Raw genomic sequence first — 18,253 nt, 5'->3', positions numbered from 1 at the left:
AAACCCTTGGGGCAGATGCTTAATTGCAAGACACTTGTTCCAGGAAGATTTTTGTCCGGGTAATGTTCTGGGTGGTTTCCAGGCAAATTTTCGTCGGCTTGCTGTAGGTCTTGTCTTCGAGAAATTTCCATTTTAGCCCGTCTTGGTATTCGACCGAGAGGCGAATGCCAAAGGCACCGGCAGGGATGGTCCGTACGGCTTTGGTGTTGGTTTTGATGTCGCCGCTTCCGACGTTTCCGCTGGTTTGTTTGCCATCTACCATGATTTTGTAGCTGATGATAAAGCGGACATCCACGCCGAGAAATCCATTTTTGTTGTTCAGTGTGACCTCTTGGGCTGCGTGTTTTCTCTCCTCGCAGGTCTCAGCCTTGTATTCGGTGGTGTAGCCCAGCTTGGCTGTGGTATTGTCTTTCAGAAAATGCAGCTTGTAGGAGATCGGTACTCCGGGATTGTTTCTGGAATAGACCGCATTGTCCCCGGTGATAATGTAGTTGAGATCGGCGAAGTTTTTGGCACTGACGATCTCCGAAGCGACGGAGGCATTGCCGCCTATCGTCACTGCCGTGATGCTGGAGGTGTTTAGGATCTGCTTGTACTTGGATTCCAAGGTTCCGGATACATTGGTGATTCCGGTGGCATAGTTCATTGCCCCTTCGAGCTCGGCATCGGTAGAGCTGGTTGTGGTCGTCATCCGAAACATGATGATGCGGCCGTAATTCACCGACTGGACATAGGCTGGGGGACTGTCTGCCCCAAATTTTTGTTCCACTTCGCTCAGGCTGGCATCCGGACCGAAGACTGCACCGGGGCTGGAAGGTGGATCCATGGACACGGAGTAGAAGACTTGCTTGAATACCATCATTGCGGTTCGCTCCGTGGAATTGGATTCATAGCTGAATTGGGTGGAGACGTCTCCCTGGGCCCATTCCACGTTCATGCCCAGATCCATGCTGACTTGGCGTGAATTGTAGGAGGTGCGGGCGACGTAGCTTGAGTTGGCTGCATTAACATATCCCTCCTCATAGGCGTTGGCGTTCCACCATTCCAGCCCTTCATCTATCTTTTCCTGCACGCTGGAGTTGCTGGCTTTTTCGACTTTCAACGTCCCGTTTTGGCCCATCCCCGGGAGGTCGATGCGCAGCGTCATCGGGGCCCGGTCCACGCTGGCGGGAGTGGGGAGGCCGCCTAGCGTCGCTGCATCGGCTACGACCAATGCCCCCGGGTAGATGATTCCGTTGGTGGGGCGGAGGATGGCGATGTCTTCAAAATTGTTTTTGAGGTCGTAGGTGACTACCCTGCATTCTTTGGTTCCTCCATTGATGGGAGTGCTGCTGACCCGATTGCCTGTTTCCGTCCTGAGGGAGGAGCCGGCAATATCCTGGACATTTAGGATGTCGTTCGTTCCCGAGTTGAAGTTTTGCAGGTAGTCGGAGATGCTTTCTGCATCTGGTGAGATCAAGACGGGATCCTCTTTGTCTCCCTGCATATCGCAGGCTACGACAAAAAGCGAGAGAGCGAAGACTAAAAAAAACTTCCTGCTGGATTGGTGTGAAGTATTCATGGCGAATAGAATTTTGGTTGTAATTCTATAGGCGACAAAGTCCTCCCAAAGTGGTAATCGGAAATTGTTTTTTTTTCAAAAGCCCGATTTGGGGCTTTCAGGACGGTTTAAAAATCGTAGAAGGATCTCCTTCTGGATACTTTAAGGTCTTGGAGGAGGCTGGATTTTACCCGGATATCGATGCTGTAAGAGGTGAACTTTCCGAAGGGAACCCAGTTTACATTCATCTGCCAGCAGTGGAGGTCTCGCGCGATACCGATCATGGTCTGCGTGATCTCTGCTGCCTGGAAATCAAATCCGGTGTTGAAGTTGACCTTCCATTTTTCCGATAGGGACAAATCCCCACTCAAATTCATGGATTGCGTGATATTCTGGTTGTTGTTGATCTGCTTGGTGTAGGCTAGATTGTACCCGACCGACAGGTTCCAGGGGATCTCCCAATCGATGTATTGGCTCGGATCAGAGACGATCCGGTTGATTTCGTTCTGTGCAAATTCATTCATCACCCCACCTCGCTGGATGAAGTCTTGAGTGATTTCGTCCCTAACCTCGCCGGGAGTCTGTCCGCTGCGGGGATTGATCGAAGCGTTCATGTTGAGTGAGGCATTTCTGATCATCCCGATGCCCTGACCCTGCGTCCATGCAAATTTGTTAACTCGGTCATAGAGCTCTAAGCCGCTTTCTCCCTGGCTGGTTTCCACGGCATAAGGATCAATGGTACTGGTCAGGTTGACAGAGACTTTGCGCTCAAAAAAACTAGTTCTGGCAGAAATCTGGAATGGAGCAAGCTTAAAGGAATCTGCTGCAAAATTGTAGGCCGTGTTGAGGTTGAAGGATTCCAGAAGCGGGATTTTTTTCGTCGCGTTTTCGGAGGTGCTGTCTTTCAGGTTCAGGATTTTTGCCTCCAAGACGTTTCGTATGCCTATACTCAATGCACGGGATTCTCCCAATGGCGCACCCCCATACACAAATCCCTGATGTCTGGAAAACCGCTGTACATCTCCCTCTTCATTTACCTGCACCTCTTGATAGTATCCATAGGCAGGGTCGGAAAAATCAGGGGTATAGTTGAAGGCGAAAGTCGGTGCAATGTGATGTCGGATGGTTTGGATCTTGTTGCCCGGCTTGAAATTGTAGAAGCCGTAGAAGTTGGTATTCATCGCAAACGAACTGTTGTAGAATCCGACCCTGTTAAAACCATCTTCGACGATTCGATCTACGCGTTCCTCGGTAGGGTTGTAGTAGTAGTTGATCCGCTGGAGGTACCAAAGTTCGTTGTAGTTGACCGAGGCGGTGCCGGTGAAATAGTTGAAAAGTGTGAAGTTGGAAGAAAGAGGGATCGTGTTTCTTGCGCCGTTGTTGGCGTTTTTCAGGAGCAAACCTAAGTTATCTACCGTAAAATCGATGATCTCCGGCCCTGTGCCGATCTCGGGGTTGTTAACTCCAAGCTGCTGCTGAATCCTATTGGAGATCGTGTTTTGCATGTTAAAATTATAGGCCACATTCAGTGTTTTGAGCGGCTCAAATTTCAGGTTTTTGAACGGACTTTGTCGGTTCATATTCACTGCGATGGTCGGCAAGTCTAATCTTACCTCTCCGGTTTGCACACTTTGGGAATGTCTGAAGTTGGCCGACATGGAAAAAGGCGTGCCCGAAAAGGTCTTGGAGAAGGAGACGTTTGAGTTGAGGTCAGCCGTCACGTTGTTGTTGAAGTTGTTTTGGCTCGCTACATTGTTAAAATAGCTGGTCGAACCTGCATTCACCGATGCTGAAAATCGACTAGTGCCCCGGCTAACAGGAGTATGGTTCCACTGCACTCGGAAGGTGTTGTAATCGACGGGGTTGAGTTCCGTTTCCGGGCTTTTGAACTTCTGAAAATCCACATTGAAACCACCGCTAAATCGATAGCGTTTGGTGTAAACCGCTTGAGACTTCAATCCCCAACCTCCTTTGGAGTAGATGTCTCCAGTGACCCTGGCGTGGATGTAATCGTTGATCGCAAAGTAATACCCCAAGTCCTGCAGGAATATTCCACGGGTTTGTTCCTTTCCATAGCGGGGGAAGATCACTCCGGAGGCTTTCTCTTCTGGGGTGTCTGGGATCAATCCAAAAGGAAGTCCAAGTGGCGTCGGAATTCCATTGAAATATAGGTTGAAAGGCCCGGATACGACTTGGCTGCCGGGAACTGCCTTGATTTTTCTGGAAGAAATATGCCAGTGTGGGTCAGTCAGCTTACAGGTGGTGTAATAGCCGTGGTCGAGATAGATACTGCCATCCTCGGTTTTTTTGATTGTTTCTCCACGTAGGATGCCATCCTGTTGTTCGGTGACCACATCCTTGATGATCGCTTTTTGGGTCTTGAAGTTGTACCGCATCTCCTTTCGGATCTCATAGGATGTTCCCTGGTCGGTGAAAAACGGATTGCCCGTGACGGCCCCCACGCTGTCGGTAACACCGGTAGCATAGAGTTCCGAGTTTTTCCAGTCGATTACGATCCGATCCGCCTCGAGTTTCATCTGACCATATTCAAACCAAGCGTTTTTGTAGAGGTACACTTTGTTTTCCAAGAAATCTGTGACGATGCTATCTTCAGCGAAATACAGAATCTCTGTTTGGATATCGCTTGTGGGCATAATTTTTGCCGAATCCAAGTTGATCAAAGTGTCAGCCTTGGAAACGAGACTGTCGGGAAGAAGGAGACTAGGGGGCGGAGGAGTCAGCGTATCAGGAAGGACTAGTGCCTTCTCCCTCTTGGGCTGAGCAGGTCGCTGCGCCAGTGCCAATTGCGGGAAAATCCAAAGCCCTGAGATAATTAGAAAAAGGATTCTGAAACCCGACACTGCTGCTTGCGCTTTGTTTAATTTTGTTGAAATTTTGCGTAAAGTTAATTCGATTGCCCTCATGGAACGGTTCAATAACAAAAAAATTCTCTTAAGTTTTCTTATTGCGATTCCCTTTCTCTTCGGTGGATTTGTCTCCAATGAAACGATGATGCCGGCGTTTCGGATGAAAAAAATCGTTTTAGATGCGGGACATGGAGGAAAAGATCCCGGCAATATCGGTTCCAAATCCCGTGAAAAAGACATCAACCTGGCAGTTACGCTTCTGGTTGGTAAATACATCAAGGAAAATTTGCCCGACGTGGAGGTGATTTACACCCGAGACGATGACAGTTTTCCGACTGTTCAAGAACGACCTCGAATTGCAAACATCAACAAAGCAGATTTATTTGTTTCTATCCATTCCAATTCAGCGGCCAACAAATCTGCCTATGGAACCGAGACATTTGTGATGGGGACCAAACATTTCGAAGCCAATTTTGACATCGTCAAAAGAGAAAACTCGGTGATTCTTTTGGAAGAAAACTACCAGGAAAATTACGAAGGTTTCGACCCGACTTCCCCGGAATCATATATGATGTTTAACCTCATGTCCAAAGCCTATATTGGCAACAGTCTGACTCTGGCGGATCATATCGAAACACAATTCAGAGACCGGGTTGGACGCAAAAGCAGGGGCGTGAAGCAAGGACCATTTTATGTCCTTTGGACGCCGTCGATGCCCAGTGTGTTGGTAGAGCTCGGTTTTCTTTCAAATACCGAAGAAGAGAAATTCCTGATGAGCCAAGCCGGAAAAGAATACATGGCGTCGGCAATCTACCGATCCATCAAAGAATATAAAGAGCAGATCGAGATCAATTGATATTCGATTTATTTGTGCGCCAAGCATTTCAGCCCTTTTCTGCGAAGAAAAGGGCTTTTCTGTATCTTAGCTTTCTAACTTTTCGGACGTACTCGGAGTTAAATTCTCAAACACCCAAAATAGACTAATCAACTAAAGCATGGAAAAAACCAGTTCGACTTGGAAGGAATTACTCGACCGACTACAGCAGAAAACCGCTATTGTGGAGTTGGGAGGAGGAGAAAAGCGAATTGCTTCTCAGCATAAAAAGGGGAAACTGAGTGCGCGGGAGCGAATTGGATACTTGATAGATTCAGAATCCAGGTTTCTGGAGATCGGCTCCTTTGCTGCGGATGGAATGTACGAGGACGAGGGAGGCTGTCCTTCAGCAGGAGTAGTCACGGGTGTAGGCTACGTCTGCGGAAGGATGTGTGTGATCGTGGCCAACGATGCCACTGTGAAGGCAGGAGCTTGGTTTCCCATGACAGCCAAGAAGAGCCTAAGAGCGCAAGAAGTTTCTATGGAAAACCACCTTCCCATCATTTATCTGGTTGACAGTGCCGGAGTGTACCTTCCGATGCAGGACGAGATTTTTCCGGACAAGGAGCATTTTGGCCGTCAGTTTCGAAACAATTCGAAGATGTCAGCGATGGGCATCGTACAGGTAGCGGCGATCATGGGCAGTTGTGTGGCCGGCGGTGCTTACTTGCCGATTATGTCTGACGAGGCGCTGATAGTGGATAAAACAGGCTCCATCTTTCTTGCGGGGTCATATCTCGTCAAGGCGGCGATTGGCGAAACAGTGGATAACGAAACACTCGGAGGAGCGACCACCCACTGCGAGATCTCCGGTGTCACCGACAATAAATACGATTCCGATCAGGATTGCTTGGATGCGATTCGGAGGATTTTTGCAACGCTTGGGGAGAATCCCAAGGCCGGGTTTGATCGGATCGAAGCTCAAAAGTCTGGGATTACCGGTGATCAGATGCTGGAGATTTTTCCACTGGAAAGAGTCAAACCCTACGATATGTTAGAGGTTATTGCCGGATTGGTGGACGAAGGAGCGCTGGATGAATACAAAAAAGACTACGGCAAGACTCTCATCTGCGGCACTGCCAGGATCGAAGGCTGGGCAGTTGGGATTGTGGCCAATCAACGAAAAGTTGTAAAAACCGCTAAAGGCGAGATGCAGATGGGCGGCGTGATCTATTCGGATTCAGCAGACAAGGCTGCGCGGTTTATTATGAACTGCAATCAGCGGAAGATTCCGCTCGTTTTCCTGCAAGACGTGAGTGGCTTCATGGTTGGTTCCAAAGCGGAACATGGCGGCATCATCAAAGACGGCGCGAAGATGGTCAACGCCATGGCCAATTCAGTGGTACCAAAATTCACCTTTATCCTCGGAAATTCTTACGGAGCAGGCAACTATGCGATGTGCGGCAAGGCCTACGATCCAAGACTGATATTCTCCTGGCCCTCGGCACAGATGGCCGTCATGTCCGGCGTATCCGCAGCCAAGACTTTGCTTCAGATCAAAGTTTCCTCTCTTAAAAAGTCGGGGAAACTGATTTCAGAGGAAGAGGAGAATCAGCTTTTCGAAGAGATTACTCAAAAGTATGAGGAGCAACTGAGTCCTTATTATGCTGCCGCCCGACTTTGGGTTGATGGGGTGATCGACCCTCGTGAGACTCGAAAGGTGATCAGCATGGGAATCGAAGCGGCAAACCATGCTCAGATTACGGAGAGGTTTAACGTTGGCGTCATTCAGACCTGAAAGGGTTGAGAGCAAAAAACCTGAAGGAAGTTTTTAGATCCGATGGCTGAAGACTGTTGTCGTTTTTGACTTTTTTCGTATAGATGGCTTAAGATCGAGCAAGGAGAAAATACATATTTTAGTAACTTAAACCACACCAATCAGACAGGTATGAGTGAATTGACTACAGCCCAGCTAGACGCGTTGGTGTCTCTATTGGATGACCCTGATTACGAGGTGAAAAGCCACGTGCGGGATAAGATCATCTCTTTGGGCGCGGAGATTATTCCCTTTCTGGAGGAAAAGTGGGAGGCCAGTTTCAACCCTGAAGTCCAAAAGGAAATCGAGGAGCTGGTTCACGACTTGCAGTTTTCGCTGGTGAAAAGTCGGTTGGAAGAGTGGAGAGACACCGAAGACCGGGACCTGTTGACTGGACTTTGGATCATCAACACCTATCAATATCCGGATTTGGACTTTGCGAAGCTCAATGCCGAGATGCATCAGATCTACTTTGAAATGTGGACTTCTTTCAAAAATGACTTGCAGCCGTACGATCAGATCCGCATCATCAACAACGTGTTGTTCAATACCCTGCGTTTTTCGGCCAACACAAAAAATTTCCACTCGCCGGGCAATAGCATGCTTTCCACGGTTTTGGATACCAAAAGGGGGAATCCGATCAGCCTCTGCGCTATCTATCTACTGGTGGCTAAGAAGCTTGGTCTGCCGATCTACGGAGTGAATCTTCCCAACCTTTTCGTGCTTACATATAAGTCAGCCGACATTACATTTTACATCAACGCCTTTAATAAGGGCTTGATTTTTAGCAGACAAGATATTTTCAACTACTTGGAGCACCTGAAAATTGAGCCGATGGACTATTTTTTTGAGCCGTGTGCCCACTTGGATATTGTCCTCAGAGCATTAAGAAATCTGGGGAATGCCTTCGAAAAGCTCGGCGAAGCCAACAAGGTAGAGGAGATACGCGAGATGATTGCGATTCTCGAAAATCAGTAAGTTCGCAGGTTGCAACCCACGGCTCGAACTTGAGACGGAGTGGCCGCCTCACCCTTCAAAATCTGATTTAAAGCCCGCTCCAAGTATTTTTCACTTACTGCAGTTTCAGCTTGGGCATTGTTGTCAATCGCGCCTCGGTAGGCGATTTCCAAACCGGTGGCACCCTTGATCAGAACAATGACTTCCGGTATTTTGGTGATCATCAGCTGCTTGGCCCAGGCCTGATCCGCGTCGATGAGGTAGGACATGTTGAGCCCGCTTTGATCGATGAAGCTTCTCAGGGGAGTCTGTTCCGCTGCGGTGGTACCCACCTCCGGATTGACGAGCGCGAAGTTGAATCCTTGGTTTTGGAAGGAGGATTTTAGTGCTTTTAGCCTGCCCTCATACATCTTGGTAAATGGACATTCCAAGCTGTGAAATACCAAAACGATTCCTCTGCCGCTGGCTAGATCTCTGAGATTTTTCTGAGAACCGGTGACTGCGTCGATGGCAGTGAGTTCGTTGAGGTTTTGAGCGGAACTCGAAAAGGTCACGTACAAAATCAGAAAGAACGCTATTGCGGGGTTTTTCATGGATTACCAAATCGTATAGGTCAAAATTACATTTTCCAATTTTCTCACTTCCACTTTATAATGATGGTCTGCAAAATCCGTCCCCATGATTCTGCCCTTGATTTTGCTTGCAGAAATGTCAAAAGGATCGAGCAGAATATTATCGCGAAAAGAAACACCCCTTCGACCCTGACACTTGAAGATGGATTCTTTTGCGGACCAGGCCATAGTATAATGGGCGGGATCCTGTTCCAAAAAATCCAGTTCAGACTTGTCTAAAAAGCGGAAGCCGATTTTTAGGATTTTTTCGCGTACTAGATCCATGTCTATCCCCACGGGCTGCTCCCGGTGGAAGATCGCACCGGCAAATCCTGGTGTATGTGTGAGCGAAACATAACCCTGTCCATTCATCGTGTGGGATTTTCCATGTTCGTCTTTGTAGAAACCGGGATAGGGTATATGGAGTGCTTCGAGGGCGTCGTGGATTGCGATTCGGGCTGTCGCCCATTCTCTCTTTTTTTCAGGGTGCGAGATGTTGGCTAGCGAAAGTTTTTCCCGAAAACTCAAGAAATCCAGTGGCTGGTTTTCCTGTGCTTCGATAATCTTCAACGCCAAGGCTGACGAAGAATCAATTTTTTCTATTTTTGTTTGCATAGGCCAAAAGGGCGCTGCCGAGTGATCGTCCAATATATGTCAAAAATTCAAGTAAATAAATCACATACGCTGACCGGTCACAACGACTGCATTTACGCCCTGACAGAGGGGAGTGATCCCAGATTTTTTTATACCGGTGCCGGTGATGGCATGGTGGTAGAGTGGGATCTAGATCAACCAAAAAACGGCAAACTCATCGCTCGATTACCCCATTCCGTATATGCTCTGGCCATAGACCGTGAGCGAAATCTGCTGATCATCGGGCATAATTTTGAAGGGATTCACGCCATAGACCTCAGCGAAAGCAAGGAAATCTGGAACTTGAAATTGACTGACCAGGCGATCTTTGATATCAAGGTATTTGGCACTGAGATCCTGATCGGAACCGGTGATGGAGTGATGATCGTGGTGGACGCCGAAAAACGTGCGATTAAAAAACATATCAAGCTCAGCACCAAGAGTATTCGTGTGATGGCGATCGCGACGGGGAAAAAACACCTTGCGATCGGTCTGAGTGATCACTCGATTAAGATCTTAGACCTAGCCAACGACTATCAGCCGCTGGCCAGCCTTGTGGGGCATACCAATTCGGTCTTTGCGCTTGGGTATTCCCCAGATGAGCAGTGCCTCGTGTCTGGAGGCCGTGATGCGCAGATGAAGTTTTGGGATTCCGAGCATTACAGTCTGACCGAAAATGTCGTGGCACATATGTATGCCATTAATTTTTTATCTTTCAAAGACGACGGGAAATATCTGGCCTCCTGCTCCATGGACAAGTCTATCAAGGTGTGGGACGCTGTCGATCATAAATTGTTGAAGGTTATTGACAAAGCTAGAAATGCAGGGCACGGTACCTCAATCAACAAAGTATTATGGAGCTCCTATTCCGGTGAGGTCGTGTCTATCTCTGACGACCGGACTATTTCTATCTGGCAAATTGAAGCTGAAAATCCATGAAATCGAGCATTTCTAGGCCTGTACACAGTGGAATAATGATCTCCCATGCGAGATTCTCCCGATACTCATCGGGACGGTAATTAAAAAAAATGACATTTTCATGAAGATATCCCCAACCGCCATCCGGCAAAAAGCATTTGAAACGGCCTTTAGAGGTTTTGAAAAAAAAGAAGTTGCCGCATTTCTGGAGGAAATGAGTGTGGCAATGGAGCAGATCAATCAAGAGAATCTGGATCTCCGGTCTAAACTTCAGCAAGTCGAAGGAGAAGCTAAAAGACTCAAGGATGTAGAAGATTCACTTTTTCGTACGCTGAAGACTGCTGAAGACACCGGTGCAAGTATGATTACAGAAGCCTCCGAAGCTGCGGATCAGATCATCTCCGAGGCCAATTCCATCGCCGAGCAATTGACCAAAGAGTCAACTCACTACGCACAGCAGGTGCAGAAGCACGCGGATGATCAGGCCAAGATTATAATTTCTGCGGCGGAACTGAAGGCCAAATCCACTATCAAGGAAATCCGCGAAAGTATGCAGAGCTTGGTCAGAAGTTACGAGGGACTGCTGGAGCAGCGGGACGCAATGGTAAAAAGTCTAAGGAGACTCTCTCAAGACGCACTTAATCAGATAGATCTTTCGGATGCTCATTTTGCGAGAATTGATGGCAAAGCCTATCAGCGCGCGGTGGACGAATTGAGCCATTCCAATCACTTTACGCTGGCAAATATTGCAGCACTATCTCCTGAGGAGACAACAGCCTCAGAGTCATCCAGCCAGGACATGACTACTGCCAGGCTGGATGACGAGACACAGGAGACCGTAGCCGCAATGCAGCACGAGCTGGAGGAAGAAGGCGAAATACTGCCCGAAGTGCTTAAGAGGGAAGCAATGAAGGAGGAAATTGCCGAGGAAGAAATGAGCGAGGCAGATGAGGAAGAGATAGAAGAGGAGGAAGATCTGGAGATCCGAGAGGAGATTCCAGTGAAGATCGAAGCTGAAGTCCAACCGAATCCCCCAAAGCAAGAGGCTCCGAAAAATACCTCCGGATCTTTCTTTGACCAATTTGACTGATGGGAAAGGTCGCGCTTGAGGGAATAGAATTTCATGCCTATCATGGTGCCTACCCAGAGGAATCTGTTCTGGGGAATCGATTTACCTTGGATTTGGAGCTGGAAACGGAGTTTAGGGAAGCCATGCTTCACGATAGCCTCAAGGATACCGTGGACTACGCCAAGCTGTACCAGGTGATCAAAGCCCGGATGGATGTGAAAGTAAAGTTGCTGGAGCACCTCGGACATCGGATCATTACAGACATTTTGGAAGTCTATCCCCATGTGAAAGCCGTACGACTGACATTAAAAAAACATCATCCAGCACTCGGGGGAATCGTTCAATACTCCGCTGTGACGGTTTGCTACCCCGAGGATTTTGCCTGAATTTTTCGATGTACACTAAAGCTGAAGCCTCTAAGGTCCGGACAGAATTTTGGATCACCTTTGGACAATACATGAAGCCAGTTCCCAATGCCCAGGGTAGGAGGATCAACTGGCCCAACTATCGCACGGGAATCAAGGATATCTATTTTCGGATGAAAGCCGAGCGAGACTTTGCCTCGATTGGTATCGAACTTGGGCACGCGGACGAGGAGATGCAGGAGTTGTTTTTTGACCAGCTAGCTCAGATGAAAAAGATGCTCTTCGCGAGCGTCGGAGAGGAGTGGGATTGGAAGCTTCACGCCAGGAATGAATTTGGGCAGACTGTCACCAAGATCGAAAAAGTGCTCCCCGGCGTCAATGTGATGGAGTCGGGCGATTGGCCGAAAATCATTTCCTTTCTCAAGCCGAGGATCATCGCTTTGGATGAGTTTTGGGATCAGGTGAAGCCGGGGTTTGAGGAGTAGATTTCAGTGCTCAGTGGTCATTGCCGATTTACCGAAGAATCATTTCGACCGTAGGGAGAAATCTTAAAAAGTGGAGTCGCAATGATGATGAAACTTCTCCCAACGTCGAGGTGACTGTTTCCTTTTTCTGTAGACTGCGACTAGTCACTAGACACTGATCACAGCGCTTTGCTGTCAAACTTAATCTATTCGATTCTCCGTTCTCTTTTTCGGTTAGAGCTAGAAAGCTGAGCAATTCATCGCCATTTTGCTCGTGAGTGATTCCTTGAATTCATGCCGTATTAACACAAAAAATCGAAGCCTTTGAAAGACGTCGATTTTTGACTTAGTGCTGTGTGGGTTCTATTTTGTCCTACCTCAGATCTGCGATCAAGTTATCCAAGGCGTTTTGGATGTCTTTTTTTGCGATTAATCCGTTTTCGGATAAGATACCCGTGCCTGTTCCCATCCAAAGGACTTCATTCGTTTTGGCATCTTGGATCAAGAAAATGACTTTTCCGTACTCTCCGGTTTCCTTTTTCACAGGAGAGTAGGCTGAATTGTCCGTCAAACCGACAGAACTTGAAAAACCCACTACTTCTTTTTCAAATTGCACAGACGAAATGACCGCCTGAACTAACAGGTCCGGATTTTCTGAGACAGGAGTAAACCCTTCGTCCATCAAGCTTTTTTCAAAAATCTGGTTTACGTGAATGATATTTTTTGGAGCGTCATCTTGACTTATGACTTGGTAGGTCCTCAATCCCTCCAACCCCGATGACTTACTAACCTGATCAACTGAGAAATTTTCGGAGCTCTTGCAGGAAACTAGGAAGCCTAGCAATCCAGCCACTAAAAGAAGGTTCTTCATCGATAAAAGAAGTTTGGTTGAAACTAAAACAATTGACGGATAGTATCAACTTTTTGTCTGAAAGAAATATCAGTCAAGTTGTTGGTAGCTAGTTTTTTGATTTGCTTTTCAGATGGCCTTTTAGGAATGAAACGGCTCGATCTTTTTATCAAACTTTTACAGCCCTTTTCGGAAAAACCGAAACTCCTCAATAGTCCTTTTGCCGTTTTCGGTCAGAGCCAGATAGATCACCAATTCATCGCCTTTTCGCTCGTAAGTGATCCCATGAAACCAAGCGGTATTCGGGCCGAGCTCGATCAACTCAAAAGTTGTCCATTTTTCTTTTTCTTCCCATCCCGTGAGATCAGGATTGAAATGTTTGAGCTTGAGTGAGATGCTTTCTCCCTCTTGGACGAAGTTCATGAATTCGGAGAAAACCAGCTTTCCCTCATTCCAAAAGCGGAACGTCCCGATCATGTGTCCGTCTTTTGCCGGAAGCCACACCTCTTCGCACTCACCGCCAAATCCAGTCCCCATCCAGTAGCCATTGAGCCAGCTGAGCTCTTCGACCTTACCTTTTCCGGGTGGCTGGTTTTCCTCAAGTTGGCGAACCTGTGCGCCGGCGAAATGACTAATTGTCAGAAAAATCGCGAATGATAGTATGATCTTCATAAGAGCTGTCTGAAAGCAATGAAGATAGGAAAAATCAGAGATCGTGTCGCTTAGGAATGTCGGGATTGATAAAAGTAAAGCCTCTTGCTTCGTCCCCATCGAAGAAATCAATCTGCATTCCCATCAGAAACATGTAGTGCTTTTTCTCAATCAACACCTGAATTCCGTCCAGTTCAAACTGTTGATCCTCAGGCTTTGGTTTGTCAAATCCCAGCGCATAGGACATCCCTCCGCAGCCACCACCTTTGACGCCGACGCGCAGCGAATAGTCGGCGGGGATGTTTTTGTTAGCGATGATGTGCTTGATTTCAGCCTCGGCTTTCTCGGTGATGGAAATGGGAATCAGCATGGCGGGGGAATCAATTTTCTGAGAATTTGGTTCGCAAGTTGGTTCAAAATTATCGAATCGGCCGGTTTTTTGACAAGTCCTAATTGCTGATATTCGGATTCTATAAAAATACAATGGACTATTTACTTGACTTGTTAAAAATCATCTTGCCCGCTGGTATTGTATTGTATGGGATGTACTTGGTGGTCGTTTCTTTTCTTTCGAAGGAAAGAGAAAAACTGCTCGTGGATCTAAAAACCCAAAATACCCAGGTGGTACTGCCGATCAGACTGCAGGCTGCCGAGCGCTTGTGTCTGCTGCTGGAACGAATCACTCCCAACAATCTGGTGCGACGATCAAATCCGAGTCAGCTAAGTGCAGCGGAGCTTCATCCGATGCTTTTGGCGGAGGTACGGGAGGAGTTTAATCACAACCTCAGCCAGCAAGTTTACTTCTCAGAAGAAACCTGGGAAGCTGTCAGACGTGCGATAGAGGATGTGATCACCCTGCTTAATATCAGCAGGCAAAATCTCTCCGCCGAGGCTAGTGGTATGGATTTGGCCAAGGCCATTTTCGCCAATTCCCTCGAACAAAAAAACGACGCAGTCTCCTTTGCGCTCCGCAAAGTAAAATCTGAAATCCAACTTTATTTCTAAGCTCATGGAATCAAGCAGCAAGACTACAGAACTCATAGAGAAGGCAAAAATGCTTTTTGGAAAGCAAGTCGATGCAATCATACGACAGGAGCGAAAAGTAGTGGAGCTGGTCCAAAATGCTGGCAGTAAGCTGGCCAAACTCGCTGAAAACCCAAAGGTCAAACTCCTAACCAATCCAGTGCAGATCTTTATCCGGATGATCAAGGCCCATTTTAAGGGTGAGTATAAGATTGCTTTTGGTACCTTGGGACTGATCGTATTGGCGATGGTTTATTTTGTTTCTCCTATTGATTTTATCCCGGATTTTCTGGGCTTTTTTGGCTTTGCGGATGACCTTTCCATCGTCTTGGCGGTGTATGCCAAGGTCAAAGATGAGGTAGAGGGTTTCTTGGAATGGGAGCAAAGTAAAATCTGAGCCGTCATACTTTTGTCGGACGCGATAAGATTCTTTTCAGAGTCGACTAAGGGAGAAAAGAAGATCTAATTTTGCCTAAAAAAATAATCGTCATTAAAAATTACCGTAGTGTTGTAGAGACGCAAATTGCGTTTGCAGGAAGATTTTGGATACGAGCAAAAAAATAGAAATATGGAACATGTGCTGGGGCCAATTACCCATGATATCCTCAAAAAAGGGCTGACTTATCCTGAGTTTAGAATCCTGACGGAGAAGTTGGTTGCCGAGGGCAAGACGACCGGAGCCAATCAAAGTGAAGCCTACCTGGAGTACACCCGCCTCAACCATCAGCGGATGAAGCGCTGGGACAAAACACTGAAAATATCAACCGAAATGACAGCATTGGTTCAATCTATTTCCGAACCGCAAGTCTGGACGGTGATCACGGAAGCATGGTGCGGAGACGGCGCACAGTCGATTCCCTTTTTGGCGGCGGTGGCTGATCTGAATCCGGTTATTGATTTTCGTATTCTCATGCGGGACGAATACCCCGAGGTGATGGACGAATACCTCACCAACGGGGCCCGATCGATTCCCAAGCTAATCTCTATGACGGCAGATTTGACCTGTGAGTTATTCATCTGGGGGCCAAAACCCGACTATTTGATCACAAGGCTGAAGGAATACAAACATGACGCCAAAGGCTTATCCTATCAAGACTACTCCACCGAAGTTCACCTGTGGTATGCCAGAAATAGGAATCATGATTTGGAACAGGAGCTGATTCCTTTGATTCAATCAACATTGATCGTATGAAATTGAGTCTGATTGCGCGGAGTGCTGCCCGATTCAATTGAGCGAAATTCCTCCCGATCGTTATCAAGAAAACCTTTTAAAGCTAACTACAAACACATGAAAATCGCTTTGATTTCCGGAACATCAGGTTTGGTGGGAATGCAGCTGCTGCACCAGCTTTTGCGAAGTACAGAATATGATCTCGTGTTGAGTGTTGGTAGACGAAAGCTTGCGCTGAAAGACAGAAAATTGATTCAGATAGAAGGCGACCTTGCAAAGATTGCGTCTTGGGACTGGGAACAAAAGGTCAGCGAACAATCGCTTAGCGGGGAGTATCATCGCTTTCTCAGTGCCATTTTGGAGAAAACCGCCGAAATCCATTCGTTTTCGAGTTTGGGTACTACGATCAAAACAGCTGGATCCAAAGAGAATTTTTATACGGTTGACCATGATTTGGTCATTGCTTTCGCCAATTGGGCAAGGAAACTCGGAGCTTCAAAATTTCTCTATGTCTCTTCGATGAGTGCCGATCCTTCGTCGGCGATCTTCTACAATAAAGTCAAAGGAGAAACTGAAGAGGATCTCAAATTGCTTCAGTTTGGCTATTTGGGAATTTTTCAGCCATCCTTGCTTCTTGGGAATAGGAATGAATTCAGACTTGGAGAGCAGGTAGCGACCATCCTGACGAAGCCCCTGGTCTGGCTGAAACTGGCCAAAAGCATCCGACCAATCTATGATTACCAAGTTGCCAAAGCGATGGTGAGGACGGCGAATCAACCCAAATCCATCCCGGTTGAAGTTATCACTTCCGGACAAATGCAAGACTTCAGCCAATGATCGTAGTCATCCAGCGTGTTTCAGAATCTTTCGTGAAAATCGACGGAAAAGTCAAAGCCCAAATCGGTGTTGGTCTGATGATTTTGCTCGGGATCGAAGAAGCCGATGGCCAAGATGACATCGACTGGCTGTCCAAAAAGATCGTAAACTTGCGGATTTTTCCGGATGAAAACGACGTGATGAACCGGAGTGTGTTGGAAGTGGGAGGCGAAATATTGCTGATTTCGCAATTTACTCTTCACGCAAGCACTAAAAAGGGAAATCGCCCATCTTACATCCGAGCGGCCAAGCCGGATATTTCGGTTCCGTTGTACGAAAAAATGATCACCACTTTGGAAGCAGAAATAGGCAAACCCATCGGAACGGGTGTGTTTGGAGCCGATATGAAAGTCAGCCTGATCAATGACGGCCCGGTGACTATCGTGATGGATTCGAAGAATAGGGTATAAAAAACCGGCCTAGCAATGCTAGACCGGCCTGGTCGCGTAATACCTATTTTATTATTTGGTAACTATCACACCAATCGGCGCAAGTAGTATCTCCCCGTTTTCGATATCGACTCCACCTGTATTTATTCTATAGTTCTCTACCCCGGGTGTATTGCGCGGCAGGTCGTACTTTTCACCGGTTGGGATGGCGAGGTATCCCAGATCCCTTACCGAGGCTGAAGTAATTCTACTCAGTGGATTGATCCCCAGATTAATATACCCGGTCATCAACTCATTGTCTAGGATAGACTCTTTCCAGTGCGAAAGTGCCGTGCCGGGCCCGCCTTGATCCTCGATAGGCAATAGATTTCTTCCTCCTTCAAACCACCAGAGTAAATTGGCTAATTTTCCGTTGAAAAACGGCGCTCCCTGTGGGTTAAATTCCCGGAGCGTTCGATTGACATTCCATAACGTTCCCACCCCAAGCACGTGACCCATTTCGTGGACAATCACATCATCGAAGAGTTCATATTCATCCAGTAGCGCTAAATCATCCACATCAAAAAACATCACTCCGGATACCGGCAGATTGTCAACATCTCTGATAAATGTTGGCCCTGCCTGTCCCAAGATCTGACCTGGGCCATCGATGGCAGCGATCGCCACTTCGATGATGATATCATCGATCGTTTCATTGTGTGCTACAGGAGGTAATCCAACAAATGCAGAAGGTATTGTGCCGGTGATTGACGGGACGTCCCCGATGATGATTCGCTCCCATCGACCTGCGGCCTCGTCGAAAACCTGAAGCTGTCGGTCTGTCACTGGAGTGATGAATTTCAGAGTGATGTTGAATCTCCCCCTGTCTGGCCCGCCCTTTTTCGTCGCACGCCGATCGTTGACGGTCGGAGCAAAATCGTCATCCAAGCGTCCTTCAAGGGTTAACAATTTGTCGCTCGTCTGAAGAGTGAGCTCCTCTTCCACATGCGTAGTGACATCCACAGGAATCGGCTCCAGGCTCGTTGGATCTGTACAGGCGCTCATCGTCAATGCCCCTGCCAGGATCGCTGCTCCAAGCTTGATGACGTTGTTTTGGTTTCGGGGAGAAAAAAGACTTTCCCCGGTTTTGTAGAAATTTGATCTCATGATAAAATAATTGAATTGAAAATAAAAAGGTATTGAAAAACGTAATTCCGAATAAGATAGAAAGACTCTCGTAAAAATTGTCAACTGAAAAAC

Annotated in this window: 20 protein-coding genes; 12 read left to right on the top strand and 8 right to left on the bottom strand. The window is 47.3% G+C overall.

The features are described from left to right. Positions 1-19: 19 nt before the first annotated feature. A complete protein-coding gene (locus tag ABD031_RS08450) occupies positions 20-1,561 on the bottom strand; it encodes a thiol-activated cytolysin family protein (RefSeq protein ID WP_343850308.1) in 1,542 nt (513 codons plus the stop codon). A gap of 107 nt (positions 1,562-1,668) precedes the next feature. Further along, positions 1,669-4,401 (bottom strand): putative LPS assembly protein LptD, encoded by a 2,733-nt coding sequence (locus tag ABD031_RS08445; RefSeq protein WP_343850306.1) that lies wholly within the window; start codon positions 4,399-4,401, stop codon positions 1,669-1,671. A 61-nt stretch (positions 4,402-4,462) separates the two neighbouring features. Here ABD031_RS08445 and ABD031_RS08440 point away from each other — a divergent pair, with 61 nt between their 5' ends. The 3 genes from ABD031_RS08440 to ABD031_RS08430 all read left to right on the top strand — a co-directional run bounded on the left by ABD031_RS08440 (position 4,463) and on the right by ABD031_RS08430 (position 8,015). Further along, positions 4,463-5,263 (top strand): N-acetylmuramoyl-L-alanine amidase family protein, encoded by an 801-nt coding sequence (locus ABD031_RS08440; RefSeq protein WP_343850304.1) that lies wholly within the window; start codon positions 4,463-4,465, stop codon positions 5,261-5,263. A 139-nt stretch (positions 5,264-5,402) separates the two neighbouring features. After that, entirely contained in the window at positions 5,403-7,019 is a 1,617-nt protein-coding gene (locus ABD031_RS08435; protein WP_343850302.1) for an acyl-CoA carboxylase subunit beta, read from the top strand. Between the two features lie 150 nt (positions 7,020-7,169). Then, positions 7,170-8,015 carry a transglutaminase-like domain-containing protein gene (locus tag ABD031_RS08430; RefSeq protein ID WP_343850300.1) on the top strand — a complete coding sequence of 282 codons (846 nt, stop codon included), beginning with the start codon at positions 7,170-7,172 and terminating at the stop codon, positions 8,013-8,015. Here ABD031_RS08430 and ABD031_RS08425 read toward each other — a convergent pair. Together ABD031_RS08425 and ABD031_RS08420 are read right to left on the bottom strand one after the other, a co-directional pair. Then, positions 8,009-8,587, bottom strand: a complete 579-nt coding sequence (locus ABD031_RS08425) for a redoxin domain-containing protein (protein ID WP_343850299.1) — start codon at positions 8,585-8,587, stop codon at positions 8,009-8,011. The two genes, ABD031_RS08430 and ABD031_RS08425, sit on opposite strands and share 7 nt — an antisense overlap. Before the next feature lie 3 nt (positions 8,588-8,590). Beyond that, on the bottom strand, positions 8,591-9,220 hold the full coding sequence (locus tag ABD031_RS08420; RefSeq protein WP_343850298.1) for a 4'-phosphopantetheinyl transferase family protein: 630 nt from the start codon (positions 9,218-9,220) through the stop codon (positions 8,591-8,593). A 36-nt stretch (positions 9,221-9,256) separates the two neighbouring features. Between ABD031_RS08420 and ABD031_RS08415 the strand changes: the two genes are divergently transcribed. The 4 genes from ABD031_RS08415 to ABD031_RS08400 all read left to right on the top strand — a co-directional run bounded on the left by ABD031_RS08415 (position 9,257) and on the right by ABD031_RS08400 (position 12,075). After that, positions 9,257-10,177, top strand: coding sequence for a WD40 repeat domain-containing protein (locus ABD031_RS08415; protein ID WP_343850296.1), 921 nt, complete (start codon positions 9,257-9,259; stop codon positions 10,175-10,177). A gap of 100 nt (positions 10,178-10,277) precedes the next feature. Further along, positions 10,278-11,246, top strand: coding sequence for a DivIVA domain-containing protein (locus ABD031_RS08410; RefSeq protein ID WP_343850294.1), 969 nt, complete (start codon positions 10,278-10,280; stop codon positions 11,244-11,246). Then, positions 11,246-11,611 (top strand): dihydroneopterin aldolase, encoded by a 366-nt coding sequence (gene folB, locus ABD031_RS08405; RefSeq protein ID WP_343850293.1) that lies wholly within the window; start codon positions 11,246-11,248, stop codon positions 11,609-11,611. The genes ABD031_RS08410 and folB overlap by 1 nt, the downstream gene beginning before the upstream one ends. Positions 11,612-11,619: 8 nt before the next feature. Next, complete coding sequence (locus ABD031_RS08400) at positions 11,620-12,075, top strand: DUF4268 domain-containing protein (RefSeq protein WP_343850291.1); 456 nt, start codon at positions 11,620-11,622, stop codon at positions 12,073-12,075. 352 nt (positions 12,076-12,427) lie between these two features. Here the strand turns inward: ABD031_RS08400 and ABD031_RS08395 are convergent, their stop codons facing one another. The 3 genes from ABD031_RS08395 to ABD031_RS08385 form a co-directional block, all read right to left on the bottom strand. Beyond that, positions 12,428-12,925 (bottom strand): DUF4136 domain-containing protein, encoded by a 498-nt coding sequence (locus ABD031_RS08395; RefSeq protein ID WP_343850289.1) that lies wholly within the window; start codon positions 12,923-12,925, stop codon positions 12,428-12,430. A 156-nt stretch (positions 12,926-13,081) separates the two neighbouring features. Beyond that, positions 13,082-13,576, bottom strand: coding sequence for a DUF6265 family protein (locus ABD031_RS08390; protein ID WP_343850287.1), 495 nt, complete (start codon positions 13,574-13,576; stop codon positions 13,082-13,084). Between the two features lie 34 nt (positions 13,577-13,610). Continuing rightward, complete coding sequence (locus ABD031_RS08385) at positions 13,611-13,925, bottom strand: HesB/IscA family protein (RefSeq protein ID WP_343850285.1); 315 nt, start codon at positions 13,923-13,925, stop codon at positions 13,611-13,613. 113 nt (positions 13,926-14,038) lie between these two features. On the opposite strand from ABD031_RS08385, the gene ABD031_RS08380 reads away from it, so the two are divergent. From ABD031_RS08380 to dtd, 5 genes are all read left to right on the top strand, one after another. Continuing rightward, on the top strand, positions 14,039-14,560 hold the full coding sequence (locus ABD031_RS08380; protein ID WP_343850283.1) for a DUF7935 family protein: 522 nt from the start codon (positions 14,039-14,041) through the stop codon (positions 14,558-14,560). 4 nt (positions 14,561-14,564) lie between these two features. Beyond that, positions 14,565-14,975: a YkvA family protein gene (locus ABD031_RS08375; protein ID WP_343850281.1), complete on the top strand. Its 411-nt coding sequence runs from the start codon at positions 14,565-14,567 to the stop codon at positions 14,973-14,975. Between the two features lie 171 nt (positions 14,976-15,146). Next, positions 15,147-15,770, top strand: coding sequence for a thioredoxin family protein (locus ABD031_RS08370; protein ID WP_343850279.1), 624 nt, complete (start codon positions 15,147-15,149; stop codon positions 15,768-15,770). 96 nt (positions 15,771-15,866) lie between these two features. Continuing rightward, positions 15,867-16,586, top strand: a complete 720-nt coding sequence (locus tag ABD031_RS08365) for an NAD-dependent epimerase/dehydratase family protein (protein WP_343850277.1) — start codon at positions 15,867-15,869, stop codon at positions 16,584-16,586. Continuing rightward, the gene (gene dtd, locus ABD031_RS08360; RefSeq protein WP_343850274.1) at positions 16,583-17,035 is read left to right on the top strand and encodes a D-aminoacyl-tRNA deacylase; all 453 of its coding nucleotides are present in this window, start codon (positions 16,583-16,585) and stop codon (positions 17,033-17,035) included. The genes ABD031_RS08365 and dtd overlap by 4 nt, the downstream gene beginning before the upstream one ends. Positions 17,036-17,086: 51 nt before the next feature. Here the strand turns inward: dtd and ABD031_RS08355 are convergent, their stop codons facing one another. Continuing rightward, positions 17,087-18,160, bottom strand: coding sequence for a leishmanolysin-related zinc metalloendopeptidase (locus tag ABD031_RS08355; RefSeq protein WP_343850272.1), 1,074 nt, complete (start codon positions 18,158-18,160; stop codon positions 17,087-17,089). Positions 18,161-18,253: the final 93 nt, after the last annotated feature.

The organism is Algoriphagus jejuensis (genome assembly GCF_039523455.1).
Classification (GTDB): Bacteria; Bacteroidota; Bacteroidia; order Cytophagales; family Cyclobacteriaceae; genus Algoriphagus; species Algoriphagus jejuensis.
The sequence above is the reverse complement of the archived record's forward strand: the minus strand, read 5'-3'. Positions and strand labels throughout refer to the sequence as shown.

What these genes read in the sequence shown, in the direction of transcription:
- ABD031_RS08450 (WP_343850308.1), bottom strand. Translation starts at nt 1,561, where the DNA reads ATGAATACTTCACACCAATCCAGCAGGAAGTTTTTTTTAGTCTTCGCT.
- ABD031_RS08440 (WP_343850304.1), top strand. Translation starts at nt 4,463, where the DNA reads ATGGAACGGTTCAATAACAAAAAAATTCTCTTAAGTTTTCTTATTGCG.
- ABD031_RS08435 (WP_343850302.1), top strand. Translation starts at nt 5,403, where the DNA reads ATGGAAAAAACCAGTTCGACTTGGAAGGAATTACTCGACCGACTACAG.
- ABD031_RS08430 (WP_343850300.1), top strand. Translation starts at nt 7,170, where the DNA reads ATGAGTGAATTGACTACAGCCCAGCTAGACGCGTTGGTGTCTCTATTG.
- ABD031_RS08425 (WP_343850299.1), bottom strand. Translation starts at nt 8,587, where the DNA reads ATGAAAAACCCCGCAATAGCGTTCTTTCTGATTTTGTACGTGACCTTT.
- ABD031_RS08420 (WP_343850298.1), bottom strand. Translation starts at nt 9,220, where the DNA reads ATGCAAACAAAAATAGAAAAAATTGATTCTTCGTCAGCCTTGGCGTTG.
- ABD031_RS08415 (WP_343850296.1), top strand. Translation starts at nt 9,257, where the DNA reads ATGTCAAAAATTCAAGTAAATAAATCACATACGCTGACCGGTCACAAC.
- ABD031_RS08410 (WP_343850294.1), top strand. Translation starts at nt 10,278, where the DNA reads ATGAAGATATCCCCAACCGCCATCCGGCAAAAAGCATTTGAAACGGCC.
- folB (WP_343850293.1), top strand. Translation starts at nt 11,246, where the DNA reads ATGGGAAAGGTCGCGCTTGAGGGAATAGAATTTCATGCCTATCATGGT.
- ABD031_RS08400 (WP_343850291.1), top strand. Translation starts at nt 11,620, where the DNA reads ATGTACACTAAAGCTGAAGCCTCTAAGGTCCGGACAGAATTTTGGATC.
- ABD031_RS08395 (WP_343850289.1), bottom strand. Translation starts at nt 12,925, where the DNA reads ATGAAGAACCTTCTTTTAGTGGCTGGATTGCTAGGCTTCCTAGTTTCC.
- ABD031_RS08390 (WP_343850287.1), bottom strand. Translation starts at nt 13,576, where the DNA reads ATGAAGATCATACTATCATTCGCGATTTTTCTGACAATTAGTCATTTC.
- ABD031_RS08385 (WP_343850285.1), bottom strand. Translation starts at nt 13,925, where the DNA reads ATGCTGATTCCCATTTCCATCACCGAGAAAGCCGAGGCTGAAATCAAG.
- ABD031_RS08380 (WP_343850283.1), top strand. Translation starts at nt 14,039, where the DNA reads ATGGACTATTTACTTGACTTGTTAAAAATCATCTTGCCCGCTGGTATT.
- ABD031_RS08375 (WP_343850281.1), top strand. Translation starts at nt 14,565, where the DNA reads ATGGAATCAAGCAGCAAGACTACAGAACTCATAGAGAAGGCAAAAATG.
- ABD031_RS08370 (WP_343850279.1), top strand. Translation starts at nt 15,147, where the DNA reads ATGGAACATGTGCTGGGGCCAATTACCCATGATATCCTCAAAAAAGGG.
- ABD031_RS08365 (WP_343850277.1), top strand. Translation starts at nt 15,867, where the DNA reads ATGAAAATCGCTTTGATTTCCGGAACATCAGGTTTGGTGGGAATGCAG.
- dtd (WP_343850274.1), top strand. Translation starts at nt 16,583, where the DNA reads ATGATCGTAGTCATCCAGCGTGTTTCAGAATCTTTCGTGAAAATCGAC.
- ABD031_RS08355 (WP_343850272.1), bottom strand. Translation starts at nt 18,160, where the DNA reads ATGAGATCAAATTTCTACAAAACCGGGGAAAGTCTTTTTTCTCCCCGA.